This is a genomic window from Pseudomonas abietaniphila, from assembly GCF_039697315.1.
Lineage (GTDB): Bacteria > Pseudomonadota > Gammaproteobacteria > Pseudomonadales > Pseudomonadaceae > Aquipseudomonas > Aquipseudomonas abietaniphila_B.
In genome coordinates, this window is record NZ_CP155619.1 from 5664122 (window position 1) to 5677376 (window position 13255).

Sequence of the window (13255 nt, forward strand, 5' to 3'; positions counted from 1 at the left end):
ACGACATCGATCAGCCGCGTGTGGACTGTGGCAACTCTGCAACCAGTCGCAGGGACGCGGTCAGCTCGTCCAGTTGATAGTGCGGGCGCAGGTAGGTGACGGCCTTGTAGACGCCAGGTTTGCCAGGCACTTCGAAGACCTCGGCGCGCGCTTCGCGCAGCGGGAATTTCGCCTTCGCTTCCTGGCTCGCGGTGTCGTCGAGCAGCACGTAGCTGGACAACCACTTGTTCAGGAACAGTTCGACGTCCTTGCGCGACGCGAAGCTGCCGACCTTGTCACGCATGATCGCTTTCATGTAGTGAGCGATACGCGAGGTGGCGAAGATGTACTGCAGCTGTGCCGAGAGCCGCGCGTTGGCGTTGGCGATATCGGTGTTGTACTGCTTCTGTTTCTGCGTCGACTGCGTGCCGAAGAAAGCGGCGTAATCGGTGCCTTTGCAGTGCACCAGCGGGATGAACCCAAGGTCCGACAGCTCTTTTTCACGGCGGTCGGTGATCGCGATCTCGGTCGGGCACTTGAGTGCGATTTCGCCGTCGTCGGTTTTGAACGTATGCGTCGGTAAGCCTTCGACCAGACCGCCGCCTTCCACACCCCGAATCGCCACGCACCAGCCATAACGCGAGAACGCATCGGTGACGCGCGTGCCCAGTGCATAGGCGGCGTTCATCCACAGGTACTTGTTATGGTCGCGGCCATCGACGCTTTCGACGAAATTGAATTCCTCGACCGGCGTGGTATCCGGGCCATACGGCAGACGGCCCAGAACGTGGGGCAAGGTCAGGCCGACGTAGCGCGAGTCCTCGGAATTACGGAAGGACTTCCACTTGGCGTATTCGACGGTATCGAAGATCTTCGCCAGGTCACGCGGGCCGGACATGTCGGTGAACGAGTCCCAGCCGAACAGCTCAGGCGACGCCGCAGAAATGAACGGCGCATGGGCCGCAGCGGCCACATGGGAAATCTCTTCGAGCAGGTACATGTCTTCAGGGTTGCGATTGAACTCGTAATCGCCCAGCAGCATGCCGAAAGGTGCGCCACCAAAGGTGCCGTACTCTTCCTCGTAGATCTTTTTGAACAGCGCGCTCTGGTCAAACTCGGATGAGGCCTTGAGATCGCGAACCAGGTCTTTTTTCGAGGCATTGAGCAGATGAATCTTCAGCGTGGTGCTGGTTTCGGTCTGATCGACTTGATACTTCAGGCCTCGCCACGACGCTTCCAGCTGCTGGAACTCGCGAGCGTGCATGATCTCGTTCATCTGCTCGGAGAGCATCGAATCGATTTCGGCGATCCGCGCGTCCAGTACGGCGATCAGGTCTTTGCTGGGCGTCATCTCGCCTTCCAGCACCTGGCCGACCAGCTCGCCGATCAGGTCACGGGTGCGGGTGCGTTCGGTCTCGGAACGCGCGACACGGCTTTCGGAAATGATGCTGTCGAGCAGTGACGACTGTGGCGCGAAGTTTTCCACTTCAACCAGATCGGCGTCCTGCTGAGCCACGGTTTGTTTATCGTTCATCGTCGTGCTCCTGCTTACTCTTTGGCATCGGTGGCTGGAACGGCGGCTTCACGACCGAATTCCTTGCCCAGCGTTTTCAGCTTTTCAGTGTTCTGCAACACATCCATCAGCAGCTCTTCGAGCTTGTCGTTGCCGCCCATTTTGTTGCGCAGGTCAGCCAGCTTGTTGCGGACTTCCAGCAGCTTGCGCAGCGGCTCGACCTGCTTGACGACGTTTTGCGGCTCGAAGTCTTCCAGGGTGTTGAAGTTGAGCTCGACACCCAGTTGCGTACCGTTTTTCGCCAGCGTGTTATCCACCCGATACGCCAGACGTGGCTTGATGCCTTTGAGCACGCCGTTGAAGTTGTCGCGGTCGATAAAGATGAACTTGCGGTCCTTGAGCTTCGGCAAAGGCTCCAGCGGATTACCAGAGAAATCGCCCAGCACGCCGACGACAAAGGGCAGCTCTTTCTTTTCCTGAGCGTCGCCGATGTCCACGTCATAAGTAATGTGGACCCGAGGGGCGCGAACGCGGTCGAGTTTGTGCTGGGTACTTTCCTTCTTCGCCATCGTGATCTCCTGTGCGAGTAACTCGCTGCAAGTCATTTGCGTGCCGGCCCGACGTTGAGCCGGCCGCGTTACAGTCCTTCGATCGTCATCAGCAGGCGCTGACGGATCTCATCGTTCATTTCCATGATGCTGTCGCGCCCCACCAGCTCTTCAAAGCTGGCGTTGCCTGCAATCTGAGTACTGCTGCGGATCACCGAATCGTCCGGCAGCGTCGAACGCACCGGCGAGCTGATCACGCAGAAGGGCAGGTCGCCGAAGTCCTTCAAACGCTCGAAACTGACCGGGAACCGCAGACCTTCAAACAAACGGCCGAGCCCCGGCGATTTGCTGACGCAATAGAACAGCACCAGGTAATGCACGACGAAGCGATACAACTCGGCACTGCTGCGGTTCGGGTCTTTGATGACCTTGCGAAACTGCGCCAGATCGAAAGAGTTGAAACCCACTACCCAGCGCGTCGGGCTGGTGATGCGGATGGACTGGCCGCTGGGCTCCAGCACCTTGTCGTATTCAAGGGGGAACAGCTCAGGCGTAGTGCTGATCAGGTTAAGCGGCACTTCAAGTTCACTGACCAACTGGAACGGAGAGGCCGCGCCAATTCTGTCGTACAACGCTTTGAGCTCTTTGAAGTGATGCTGGGTTTCCCGGCCACTGCTTCGTTGTGCGCCTTGCAAGTATTCGCCAAACAGGTTCTGCGGACGGATCAGCAAGGACAGCGTCGCGAGATAGTCCGAAGCTTGCGCCTTGAGCACGTCGGAAATCGCTCGCGTCTGGCTTCGCAGCTTGATCAATGCTTCTACATCAAACGTCTGAGTCATCAATACATCGTCCTTGAACCCTTCGCTAAAGCCGCCCGGACAACCACAGGGCAATGAGAAGGGCTACGTATTTCTCAACCGGCACACCTGTTCGAGAAGTTCGATTTTGGACAGACAGCATCGCGAAATCGACCCGCGCAAAAAGATGGAAGTGGGGTGCTAGCACATCAATATTGTCTAGCCAGTAGCGTCAGCTCAGGCACCATTTCGTGTAGGAAAGTTCCTACGGGCGGCAAGTTTTTCTCGTTTTTGATACACATCGCAATGATGTCTGAGTGCTATTAGTTACGATTCTGATACACCTGCTTGCCGCTGAAAGCCTTATATATCAACGGCTACAGCGATTTTTTGGATCCCATCATGGCGCTCAAATAAAAGATGAAAAAGGTGAACCGGTTCACCTTGAACCCTGACGTCTCGACGGAATATTTGAAGCCGAAGCGAATGTTCGCTGAGCTCAGTGATGGCAACCTTGGCCGATGGCGGAGGCGGAGGCGAGGGACCAGGCCGAGATAGGCTTCGATTCGAAAACAGGCCTCGTTGCGAGGGCAAGGGTTACGCCAGAACCGGTATCACGGTATAACGCCGCCATCGTGCTGGCCGGTTTTGCGTGCTGAAGGAGAGCGTGCCACGGAGCTTGTTAAACCCTTGGCATTTTTCGAGATGACCGGGTAGCAGCGAACACGTCATAGGGAGTCTTATCAATGCAATGGTTGCGCCGTGTCAGAGCCTGTTTGAGTCGTAACGAACCTGGAAAGGCGTCAGAGTCGGCGGTGCGCCCGTCGCAGAGGCCAGAGGATCTAACGTCGAGCCGGGTGCAGCAGAACTTGAGCGGATTGCCGGTCAACATCGCGCCCGAGCCGCTCTCAATGCCTTTGCCCGGCTGTCCGCCGCTGATGGAACAGGACACCGAGCTGCGCAATCGGTATCTGGCCTACGTGACGCACGCTCAAGAGGTCGGTCCTCAACGGATGACAGAAGCCGACCGTGAAAGAGGGCGTCTGTTGGCGCGACAATGTCACAGCCGGGCGATCGACCTGTCTTGCGCGAAGGCGACTGAACAGTGGATCGGGATCTACGGGTACATGCAGTGTGCGGCCATCGCAGCGTTGTTCGCGGAAGGGCCGACATCGGTGACTTTCATCGAATATCGCAAGGACGTGGATCACTACAGGGATTGGCCGCAGGTCAGCGGGCAGGTTCAGGCCTTCGATCTGTACGTGGATTCGTTTACCGTCAGACGTCAATAAGACAATGTTTTGCGCCAGAGAACGGTCATGTGCTGCCGGTAATTCGCAGACCTCAAGTACTGCGTGCATCCTTGCAATCGTCGTAGACCCACGCGTGTTCGTCGGCACCACGTAGCAATTCCGCGATGCGCGCCATGTTCACGGTCGTTTCGCTGATGTTCTTCATATCAGCGTTTCGTATCGCGCCATCGACTCGGACAAACGCCTCGCGAGGAACGCGTTTGCGTGCCCCAGCGTGCGCAAGATCTGCCCCGACTCAACCAGATAATTCGCTCTCTTGGCGTGCGCCCACGTCGCGGGTACTGATTGAAGATTGGTGATCCGGTCACACAGCTTGATGGCCGCCGCTTCTTTCGAATGCGCAGCGATGGCCCGGAAATACCGGTCTTCGGAAAACGGCACGATCAGGTTTTTGCTCAAGCTCGCAACGACCGAGGCGACCTGTTCGCCAAAGCGTTCGGCTATCGCTGCCTGCGTGATGGACGTGTCCTCGATCACGTCATGCATCAACGCGGCGGGCAACGCAATTTCCAATGCACCGACTGACTCTTCGCGATCGGCAAAAATCAACTCGTTCGCCACCATTGCCACGTGCGTGGAGTAGGGCAGTTGGGTTCCGGTCATCGTCTGCCCGAGATGAGCCTGAGAAGCGAAAAGCCAGGCGTTGTTGTAGAGGTGTTGCAGGTCCGTGGTTTGCATTGAAGCTCCTGGGGGAATCGTTGGTGTTGATGCTGGCCCCGGCGCTCGCCATCAGGGCCGCGAACGCATTGATTCACGAAACGCTCTTAATGCAGGCGTCTCACCACCTGTTAATTCGATCGCAAACGTTGCATACGCCTCTTCAAGTTCGCCGTATTGCTGGAGGTTTTTTTCAGTGAAGAGATATCGACCAGGCACCTCTCGAGTTTCAAGTGGCTGGGAGATCTGCTCTGCCTTGGCCAGCGTTAACAGTGGCTTGAGAGCTGACCAAAGCCTGATGGCTTCCGGGTCCAGCGGGGCGTGCAACTGGAGTTGCGCTTCCAGTGCGATGGCTTTGGCTTTGAGTAGCGTGAGGTTCATGGTCGTACCCGAAGAAGCTGTCCGGATTGAGCATCCCGTCTGAGAGATTGACTCGCTGGCGGCTTACCTTCTCGAAAGGCTCTCTGGCGGCTGCCCATCCGGTAACTGGATTTTCAGCCCGTGTGCGTAGGATTATATAGCTGTCCCTCTTCTAGTTCCTGGCCTCTCGATGAGCAGCTCATCCAGCTGTCTGCGTCGGCATCTGGTGACGAACGTCAGTGCGGCGTTGAGATCTTTTTCAAAAAGGTCAAACTTTGCGCGATCAATTTCGTAATACTCTTCATATTCGATCATGTCATTTCTCACCGGAAATGCTATATAAAACTTTCCGGACGTTTCTTCTACTCCTAGTGAGAAGCGTTCCTCGCGGTTAAAGTAAGTGTCAGTAAATTTCATAAGGCCCTCTACGGTATGGACTCGTTGTAAATCGATCCGAAATAAATTCGTCTCTGTGGAATATGTTGTATCCGTCGGCTGATAGGCCATAGAGAATGTCCAAGTGGTAGGTCCCGCTCAGGATCGTCAGCTGGCACCTAGGGTGAAGACAATGGCTCTTCCCCCATGGATTAAGAGATCCATCAATAGTTCTTCCATCAATGAAGCATTCCTCCGACAGGGGAGTATCAATCTGACGAGGGGCGGGGTTTGCGCAATGAGTTTTGAGTACTTCAGACAGTGTTTAGCTCAATGCTCTCATTCTGCCCCCCGACCTGATGACCCCGCGCGGGTCGTTCAAATTATTAAACATGATCAGGAACGTAGTCAGGGCCGTTAAGCTTGTCCCGAACGTGGTGTGCTGTACGCACCAGGGGACCCCACAAGCCTGCATTGCTGTTCCAGGGAGCACCCGCCCAGCGCTGGTCAGCGGTCAACTCAGCCCTGCGTTCAACCAGGCGCTGTTTGAGAGTAACTGAGACAGCACTCAAATCAAGGGTGGGCAGCGCTGCATATGGCCCGTCTGGTTGCGCTGCCTTTTTCGTGAGGCAATAGCAATAGTACCAGATCCAGCGTTGAGCCATATAGACTGCTCGATTTGGGTCTGGATAACTTTCCAGCAGTTTTACCAAGGCCCGGACAAACTCTGCTGGGAATGAAGCGTCGCAGGCGTTGAATTGCGGCATGAACAACTGATCGAAAGCGACGACAACATTCTGAGGTTCGGCGTTGTCATCTTTGGTTTCGAGAAAATAAAAAGGCTCGCCTGCGAGGAATCTGTCGAATTCATCGTGATGCAACGCAAGCTCAAGTACGTTGGCAGTTTCCTTGTCCACGGGGTACTCCATTGTTGCGCTTGCTTTGCCTGAGGGAGGATGAGTTTATAAGGTAGTCATCAGCATACGAGTGTGTGTGTGCTTTAACCATACAATTTTTCTACCTGCCGACAGGCATCCCTGATGCGTCGCAGCACGCTCCCATCCACTGCTTGCGACCGCAGCGGAAGTGGCGGACACGCAGCTCTGATGTCGAGCGTGAGAGCAATCGCTTCTCCGCGAGTAATCGAGAGGCATGGCGTATCAAACTGACTATTCGAGGACGCTAGTGTGGTCGGTGAATGTTTTTTCCATTTCGCTGCCTTAAGAATGCAGAGCGAAGCGACCTATTAAGTGCGATTTAATGCTGCGCCAGTAAACGCGTTCTTTATCATCATCTCGCTAGTGGTACATCGTTGTTTTGTCGGAGATTTTAGAGTAATTGAGCAAGTCTCAATGTTTATGACGTGGCGTAAAAAAGAGAAGCTTAAAATAATTTAAAAGTCCAAATCGATTTTTTTTATTTTTTTGCTTTTTGCCAGCGCTCCGATGTCAGTTGCCTCGTCGGCACTAAGTTCTTTAAAAAAAATATCGAGGCAAGGGGCCAATAAAAACGTATCGATTTCACCATCGGTTGCATCATGCACCCAGTAGTAGACCTCACCCGTTAAGCAGCTGATACAGAATTGATCGCCTGTTGGTGATTCGCCGAACGTATAAGTATTGTTAGGTATCCTGCCCGAATACATCTGGTTGCGATAGTGTATGTTGTTTTCATTAGTGGTGTTTCCGTAAATAATATCAAGATAATAAGTATTTGCACCTATCCGTATCTTGGCGCCCCGAGTAAACATAATGCCTTCAATAAAATCGGCTGCTAGATCAATTAATATTTTGTTTGGGGTACAGCCCGCAGGGAAAAAATTGTGATTCAGGCGCGGTGTCGACGCTGTGCGTTGGGCTCCCAGCTTAATAATTATGCTTTTACTGATTTCTTTCATTTTGCTCTCAACTCAGACCCTGATCCGATGTGTGGATGTTGCCATTGAGACTGGATGGTATCAGCTGAATTGTTCTGCTATCAAGGCGATGCGGCGTCAGAGAGAACTGCCAGAGTAACTACATTCGGACGTTCGGGTGTCTAGCGTTACTTTTATTTCTGATTCTTGGCTTCTTTTGTCATTTCTTTCATCATTTTATATGATTCTGAGCCACGGACTCCGATAGCTGCCAATGCAAGCAGGAGTCGGTTCAGGAGGGGGTGGGCCATATTGACATCCCTTGTCGGTGTTTTAGTTGGGTTTCGCTGACCTAGTTATCCTGAGACCTGAATTCACGCATCCATTTCAGAGCTGGCGTCTCACCTCCCGTGAGCTCAATGCAAAAAGTTGCAAACGCCTGCTCTAACTGTTCGTACGCCTGAAGCCCTCTTTCGCTGAACCAGTATCGTCCTGGAATCTGTCCCCACTCCCAAGGCGTGGTGATTACCCCATCCTTAACAAGCTTCAGCAACGGCTTCAAATCAGCGTACAGTGCTGACGCTTCGACGTCTTTTTGTGAAAATTCAATGAGTGTTTCTTCTAATTTTCCTGCAGATATCTGAAGATCTTCGGTGTTCATTATTAGTTTCCAATGCTGTCAATATTTTTCGCTGGCGACCAATAGCTTCTGTTTGGAATCATATATTACATGGCGCCGCCGGTTCGTTCCTGGATAACCGCTGCCGAGCCGCCAGTAGGGTCAAGTCCCACAGGCTTGACGCCGTTTTCGGCATTCCATGCGGTGGCAAGACCCTCCTGCAACGTGGACAGGCAAGCCGGGAGGCCTTCGTAGAAATATTCGGCGATGGCCGCCAGTCCTAAGCCCATGAGGATCAGGTTGCCGACTTGCAAGCGAATACCGCTGCCGACCATGGCACCAGGAAGTGCGCCTGCACCGTGAGCGAGAAAGCCCACAGCGCCGCCCATTGCACCACCCACGGCCACGCTCCCCCCAGAATCATCATTTCCTGAACCAGTTTGAGCAACGCCGGCCAATGTCCGCGATGTTGATCGAGGTCTATTCGCGGGAGAGGTCCATTTGCGTCACCGGGTGAAAGAGACCCATTGCGTACACGACGTTATCGATCCGGTTGGATGGCTGATGAGTCGGACATTCATTTCGAAAGCACTTAAAAAAATTAGCTATGTAGTGTGATAACTGTATCTTTTGCTTTTGTCGGTTTTCCATATAGAGCAGGGACTCAACGTCCGTTAACTTTGGTAGAACCGGTCTATTTCAGGAGCGCGCTCATGCAGTTGGCGGGCAAGTTCTTGTATATGCTCGGACCATGCAACGTTTTCAACCCATTCTTCGGGCATTCCAGAGACGCCATACAGCGCTCCCGCCAGTTGGCCTGCGACCGCCGCGACGCTGTCAGCATCATCGGCCAGATTGGCAGCCAGCAGCACTGCATCTTTGAAATTATCGGTATTCCAGACGGCCCATAGCGCAGCTTCCAACGTATCGATGACATAACCTGAAGAGCGGATCTGATCGCGGTGTTTTTGTTTGTACTCGCCAGCGTTGATGATCGTCGCCCGAGCCTGTAGTGGCCGAACCATCGGCGTACACATTTCTATTTTGTCTGCACCGTTGAGCGCCAGATGCAATTGAGCGCTGAGAAGCTCACAGCAGCTCAATGCTTCCGGCGCTCGGTGAGTGGCCCGGCTTTGGGTCTGAGCATCTCTCCATGTGGAGGACAGCAAGTGGCGTCTGAAAATAGCAGTGGGCGCCAATCTGATAATCGAGCCATTTCCCGCCGTATCAGGGTCAATGTTGCCGATCCAGTCCAACCTTTGCTTAAGCCATCCATCCAGCGCCGCGCGCGTCGCATTGCCAATATCGAAACAGACGCCATTCACGCTGTTTTCCCCGTGCTTGTACCACTTACACAACCTGTCCAGATAGTCAGCTGTGTCGAACTTCTGATGCGCCAGATAGGTTTCTGCTAAGCAGAGCGCCATACTCGTGTCGTCCGTCCATTCCCCCGGTTTCAAATTAAACGGACCACCGCCAAGCATGTCGTTAATATGGTTTGCATCGCGTGGTAAAAATTCGAGGGTGGTGCCTACCGCATCGCCTATAGCCAGACCCAATAGAGCACCTTTGGCTCTGTCTAGAGACTGAGCATCAGTAAGAGAGGACGGACGAGACTTTTGCCACTCGGGCTCCACATAGCCTCTACTCACCGTTTCGCGTGGCGAAGCTGTCGGGAGCAAGTGGTTGTATCGGTAAGCGTATTCGGTAACGATCAGCGTCGAGCTGTGCAAGTCAATCATGGAATTTCTTCCAGTAGGAGATGGGTCGTGGAGCCAGATTCAATCCGGTTCAATACTTTGAAAGTCGTTCCGGGTGTGTACAATACTTCAGCCTCAGGAAGATGCGTAAGAAAGCTGATATCTTTGCCAGATACTCCGCGCACGACCATCTGTGTGTTGCCTTTAAATGGCGTTGTCGCTGATGAGCTAAAGAATGCCCTGTCCGCTTCCGTTGCTACCATGTGCATTCGGTCCAATACTGCTACTGCTTTTGGCAAATCGGGCCCGCGGTACGTTTCAAAACCGTTAAACCGCGGCAACCGTGCCGGCCCCTCTATTGCATGATGAGCAAAAGCTTCTATCTAAGGAGTGATCGTACCCGCGCGCACATTAAACTCCTTGTAAAAATCATTAGTAGAGTAGCCATACAGCGCGCCTATTTGCAGAAATGCGTGTCATCTCCGTAATTGTTGGAATGGTATCTGTCAGCTCAGAGGTTCTGACATGGTCAATTCCTTTTTATCGCGATGAATCGCCGATTACATTTTTGGGCAAGTCTCCGGGCCGAAGGTTATCTCGGTAATCGGCTCGGCCTGGGTGCTGGAGTAGCTGTAGGTGATCGTGTTCCCAAGCTCAAGCAAGAGTAGATAGGCCGTCTGGCTGCACAGCGCTTTCTGGATCTGCTGAGTCAGGTAGCTCTCGAAGTACCCCCGCTCGCCAGGGCGATTCTCAAAGCCATAAAGCGTGATGTTATAGAGCACGTTGTGATTGGCGTAGCTGATGTTGTCGATCCGGGTTATCGGGTCGAGCATGATGGGGACTTGTTTCTGTTGCTCGGCGATAACGCTCTTCAGCGCTTGCTCACTGTCTTGAGCGTACATAGGTGTGTTGCAGAAAATGGCTGCGGTAAGGGCAAGCGTCCAAGGCTAGGTCGGAGCGGGTTCATATCAACGTTCCTTGTCGTCAGTTGCACACGCGTCGATTCACGCGTGCGTCCTAAGGTTCTGTGGCGCAAACGAGTGCGCTCAAAACCCATGCTTTCGCAACGCCAAAGGCTCAGTCCGGCAGTTTTATCTTCAGCCCACGACCAGACTGTATCGCGACGTAGTAAGCATCCTTGAGGGCCCGTGCGAGATCGGGGTCTTCCTCTTCAAACTCCTTGGATGCAATGGCGCCGATGCTGAGCTGGTGGAGTTTGGATTTATCTTTCTCAACGCCTTCGAATACCGCCTTCACGTACTCCAGCTGTCGCAGGAGCATGTCATAGACAGGAAACTGCGGGCACCCGTTGCGACGGTCAATGGTTATGGCGATCGCTTTTTCGACATAGCCGAGTGGTGTGGTTGGATTCATGGTGTTCCTGGGCTGATCAATTTGAAGAGTTCTTTCTGTCCGGTCGTCATCTGCCGAGCGCCCCCTATTGCATCAAACGGCTGCGACGGAACGGACCAGGTATCAAGCACTGGCGCTGATGTGCTTCGCAGTAGCGTAACTTTCTCTGTGCTCTGATAAACATTCACGATTTTGGGTACAACGATGTCAGTTTTGTAAATCTGCCCGAGAGGGTTGATACCCAGTTGCGAAGGAATGATATCCGGAGTCGGAGAATACCACATACCCTGACGACCTCCGGGTACCTGATACTGCCAGAGCGTTTTGCCGCGATTGATGGTCTCGACGCTAACGGGTTTGGTGAAGTCCAATCCGTTCATGTAACCCTCGTAGTCTTTGGCCGCGTAGCCTTGGGACTCGAAGAAATTCACCGCGGTCTCTCTATTTCCCCGGATGTTTATATCCTGTATCAGATCGCCTGTCCGCCCAAACTTCTTGTTCAGATAATCGCGACGTGACACAGCAGGCTCAACGACTTCCTCAATGGGATTGACTGCCGGCTTGCTTGGCAGGAGATCATGTACGACCTCACGCTCAACCTTCTTCAGCGGCGCCACATCCTTCACCTGCAACTCCGGCTCAGCCAGAATCCTGCTCTGATTCTTACCCAGCCAGCTCGCAAACTCCTTGTTTGAAATACTCGCCTGAAGCGTGGCACTGCGCGTCGCAATGCTCTCCATGCTGTTCATCACGCCGGCCTTCATCTGCCCGCGCGTCAAATAGGTCACGATGGCCGTGAGCAGCAACAGAACCAATTGCTCCTGCCCGCGAGCGAGCTGTCTGGCAGCGCGTTCGGTACGTTCCTGGATCTGCGCTGAAGAGCCGCCAGTTGGATCAAGCCCTGCCGGTTTGAGTCCGTCTTCGGCATACCAGGCCGTTGCCAGACCTTCCTGCAGAGTGGACAAACAGGCTGGTAGCCCTTTGTAAAAGTATTCCGCGATTGCCGACAGGCCCAGCGCCATCAGGATCAGGTTGCCAACTTGCAAACCGATGCCAGCACCTGCCACTGCTCCCGGGGCAGCTCCGATCCCGAATGCCAGAGAGCCAGCAGCGCCGCCAACGGCACCACCCACCGCAACGCTCCCACCCAAAATCATCACCACTTCCTGCACCAGCTTGAGCAATACCGGCAGGATTTCCTTGATGTTGATCGACGCCCACTTGCGGGTAAGATCAGACTGCATGATCGGGTAGGAGAGGGCCATCGCCTGCCGGACATTGTCGATCCGGTGGCCACCCATCGCGCCATACGCCTGGTTCGCGCCATTGCTGACCCGGCGGGTGAAACCGTCCCAGCCGTCATGAGCGCTCTGCAAACCCTGGCTGACGCTCTGGTTCAGTTCGCTGAATTTATGGTCCAGGTTTCGTTCGATGTCGTCCCAGCTGGGGACGTGGGCTAAAAGGTCCATTTACACATCACTGTCCTTGAGTGAAAGCCGCTTGCCAGATATCGGCCATTAAGTTGCGATGTTCGATATCACCGAGCCACTAGTGGCAGGTAAGACCATCACTTGCGCATTAAATTTCAGAATGGGCTGCATTTTTCTCATCTACGTTACACTCGGCAATGATGTCATATGAATATCAACTTCCACTGATATACCCATAACCCACTGTCACACTTCAATTTAGTCGTTACCAAGGCTGCTGATTTTTCTCCGAATATTGCGGGAAGAGTGAACCCGAACACTGCGCATCACTTCGCAAAAAGCGGTTTTTGGGTTGACACGACGCAGCCCGCAGGTGTCTCCTTCCTCGCTTTCGAGCATCTGTAACATTTTTGAGACTGTGCTCCGATTCTCAATTTTGATGCACTGGTGGCACTTTCGTATTGTTTGGCGGTCGCATTGTCCAGCCGTGGCAATGCGCGCGCTCGTCGAACGACTTGAGCAGTCGCCTGGCAATGCAAACTGATCGCGCAGTGCACGTGTATTGGTCGGCGCATGAATAAACGCAGCGGTGGTCAGTGTCTTACACAGCGCTCGGAGCAGTGCTACGGGTGTTAGTGCGTTCGAGTGTCGATGCGCACTGGATTAATCAGTGATAGTGCGACGGGATAGCTGTTCCCCGGTTGCTCGTAACCTGTTGTTGCCGAGCATGGCGGTAGCGTTGTTCCCCATGCCTCC

At 53.8% G+C, this 13255-nt stretch carries 14 protein-coding genes and 1 pseudogene; 1 reads left to right on the forward strand and 14 read right to left on the reverse strand.

Going from position 1 to position 13255, the window contains the following annotated elements; all coding sequences use genetic code 11:
• Nucleotides 1–10: 10 nt before the first annotated feature.
• The 3 genes from tssC to ABDX87_RS24845 form a co-directional block, all read right to left on the reverse strand.
• A complete protein-coding gene (gene tssC / locus ABDX87_RS24835; protein ID WP_093458282.1) occupies nt 11–1513 on the reverse strand; it encodes a type VI secretion system contractile sheath large subunit in 1503 nt (500 codons plus the stop codon).
• A 14-nt stretch (nt 1514–1527) separates the two neighbouring features.
• Nucleotides 1528–2061 (reverse strand): type VI secretion system contractile sheath small subunit, encoded by a 534-nt coding sequence (gene tssB, locus ABDX87_RS24840; RefSeq protein WP_093458283.1) that lies wholly within the window; start codon nt 2059–2061, stop codon nt 1528–1530.
• A gap of 68 nt (nt 2062–2129) precedes the next feature.
• Nucleotides 2130–2879, reverse strand: coding sequence for a hypothetical protein (locus ABDX87_RS24845; protein WP_346830261.1), 750 nt, complete (start codon nt 2877–2879; stop codon nt 2130–2132).
• Nucleotides 2880–3694: 815 nt separating this feature from the next.
• Between ABDX87_RS24845 and ABDX87_RS24850 the strand changes: the two genes are divergently transcribed.
• The gene (locus ABDX87_RS24850; protein WP_346830262.1) at nt 3695–4129 is read left to right on the forward strand and encodes a hypothetical protein; all 435 of its coding nucleotides are present in this window, start codon (nt 3695–3697) and stop codon (nt 4127–4129) included.
• A gap of 162 nt (nt 4130–4291) precedes the next feature.
• Here ABDX87_RS24850 and ABDX87_RS24855 read toward each other — a convergent pair whose 3' ends face one another.
• The 11 genes and pseudogenes from ABDX87_RS24855 to ABDX87_RS24905 form a co-directional block, all read right to left on the reverse strand.
• On the reverse strand, nt 4292–4828 hold the full coding sequence (locus ABDX87_RS24855; protein WP_346830263.1) for an HD domain-containing protein: 537 nt from the start codon (nt 4826–4828) through the stop codon (nt 4292–4294).
• A 51-nt stretch (nt 4829–4879) separates the two neighbouring features.
• The gene (locus tag ABDX87_RS24860; RefSeq protein ID WP_346830264.1) at nt 4880–5188 is read right to left on the reverse strand and encodes a hypothetical protein; all 309 of its coding nucleotides are present in this window, start codon (nt 5186–5188) and stop codon (nt 4880–4882) included.
• Between the two features lie 132 nt (nt 5189–5320).
• On the reverse strand, nt 5321–5584 hold the full coding sequence (locus ABDX87_RS24865) for a hypothetical protein (RefSeq protein WP_346830265.1): 264 nt from the start codon (nt 5582–5584) through the stop codon (nt 5321–5323).
• A 344-nt stretch (nt 5585–5928) separates the two neighbouring features.
• On the reverse strand, nt 5929–6471 hold the full coding sequence (locus ABDX87_RS24870) for a hypothetical protein (RefSeq protein ID WP_346830266.1): 543 nt from the start codon (nt 6469–6471) through the stop codon (nt 5929–5931).
• Nucleotides 6472–6935: 464 nt separating this feature from the next.
• Entirely contained in the window at nt 6936–7439 is a 504-nt protein-coding gene (locus ABDX87_RS24875) for an SMI1/KNR4 family protein (protein WP_346830267.1), read from the reverse strand.
• 310 nt (nt 7440–7749) lie between these two features.
• Nucleotides 7750–8058 carry a hypothetical protein gene (locus ABDX87_RS24880; protein WP_346830268.1) on the reverse strand — a complete coding sequence of 103 codons (309 nt, stop codon included), beginning with the start codon at nt 8056–8058 and terminating at the stop codon, nt 7750–7752.
• Between the two features lie 71 nt (nt 8059–8129).
• Nucleotides 8130–8571 (reverse strand): annotated as a pseudogene (locus ABDX87_RS24885) (DUF6861 domain-containing protein); the annotation flags it as partial.
• A 119-nt stretch (nt 8572–8690) separates the two neighbouring features.
• Nucleotides 8691–9758, reverse strand: coding sequence for an ADP-ribosylarginine hydrolase Tri1 (gene tri1, locus ABDX87_RS24890; protein WP_346830269.1), 1068 nt, complete (start codon nt 9756–9758; stop codon nt 8691–8693).
• A 518-nt stretch (nt 9759–10276) separates the two neighbouring features.
• Nucleotides 10277–10618, reverse strand: a complete 342-nt coding sequence (locus ABDX87_RS24895) for a hypothetical protein (protein ID WP_346830270.1) — start codon at nt 10616–10618, stop codon at nt 10277–10279.
• A gap of 175 nt (nt 10619–10793) precedes the next feature.
• Nucleotides 10794–11090 (reverse strand): immunity protein Tsi6 family protein, encoded by a 297-nt coding sequence (locus ABDX87_RS24900; protein WP_296185872.1) that lies wholly within the window; start codon nt 11088–11090, stop codon nt 10794–10796.
• Nucleotides 11087–12538: a polymorphic toxin type 46 domain-containing protein gene (locus ABDX87_RS24905; protein WP_346830271.1), complete on the reverse strand. Its 1452-nt coding sequence runs from the start codon at nt 12536–12538 to the stop codon at nt 11087–11089. The genes ABDX87_RS24900 and ABDX87_RS24905 overlap by 4 nt, the downstream gene beginning before the upstream one ends.
• Nucleotides 12539–13255: the final 717 nt, after the last annotated feature.

What these genes read in the sequence shown, in the direction of transcription:
- ABDX87_RS24880 (WP_346830268.1), bottom strand. Translation starts at nt 8,058, where the DNA reads ATGAACACCGAAGATCTTCAGATATCTGCAGGAAAATTAGAAGAAACA.
- ABDX87_RS24875 (WP_346830267.1), bottom strand. Translation starts at nt 7,439, where the DNA reads ATGAAAGAAATCAGTAAAAGCATAATTATTAAGCTGGGAGCCCAACGC.
- ABDX87_RS24860 (WP_346830264.1), bottom strand. Translation starts at nt 5,188, where the DNA reads ATGAACCTCACGCTACTCAAAGCCAAAGCCATCGCACTGGAAGCGCAA.
- tssC (WP_093458282.1), bottom strand. Translation starts at nt 1,513, where the DNA reads ATGAACGATAAACAAACCGTGGCTCAGCAGGACGCCGATCTGGTTGAA.
- ABDX87_RS24895 (WP_346830270.1), bottom strand. Translation starts at nt 10,618, where the DNA reads ATGTACGCTCAAGACAGTGAGCAAGCGCTGAAGAGCGTTATCGCCGAG.
- ABDX87_RS24865 (WP_346830265.1), bottom strand. Translation starts at nt 5,584, where the DNA reads ATGAAATTTACTGACACTTACTTTAACCGCGAGGAACGCTTCTCACTA.
- ABDX87_RS24900 (WP_296185872.1), bottom strand. Translation starts at nt 11,090, where the DNA reads ATGAATCCAACCACACCACTCGGCTATGTCGAAAAAGCGATCGCCATA.
- tssB (WP_093458283.1), bottom strand. Translation starts at nt 2,061, where the DNA reads ATGGCGAAGAAGGAAAGTACCCAGCACAAACTCGACCGCGTTCGCGCC.
- ABDX87_RS24870 (WP_346830266.1), bottom strand. Translation starts at nt 6,471, where the DNA reads ATGGAGTACCCCGTGGACAAGGAAACTGCCAACGTACTTGAGCTTGCG.
- ABDX87_RS24845 (WP_346830261.1), bottom strand. Translation starts at nt 2,879, where the DNA reads ATGACTCAGACGTTTGATGTAGAAGCATTGATCAAGCTGCGAAGCCAG.
- ABDX87_RS24855 (WP_346830263.1), bottom strand. Translation starts at nt 4,828, where the DNA reads ATGCAAACCACGGACCTGCAACACCTCTACAACAACGCCTGGCTTTTC.
- ABDX87_RS24905 (WP_346830271.1), bottom strand. Translation starts at nt 12,538, where the DNA reads ATGGACCTTTTAGCCCACGTCCCCAGCTGGGACGACATCGAACGAAAC.
- tri1 (WP_346830269.1), bottom strand. Translation starts at nt 9,758, where the DNA reads ATGATTGACTTGCACAGCTCGACGCTGATCGTTACCGAATACGCTTAC.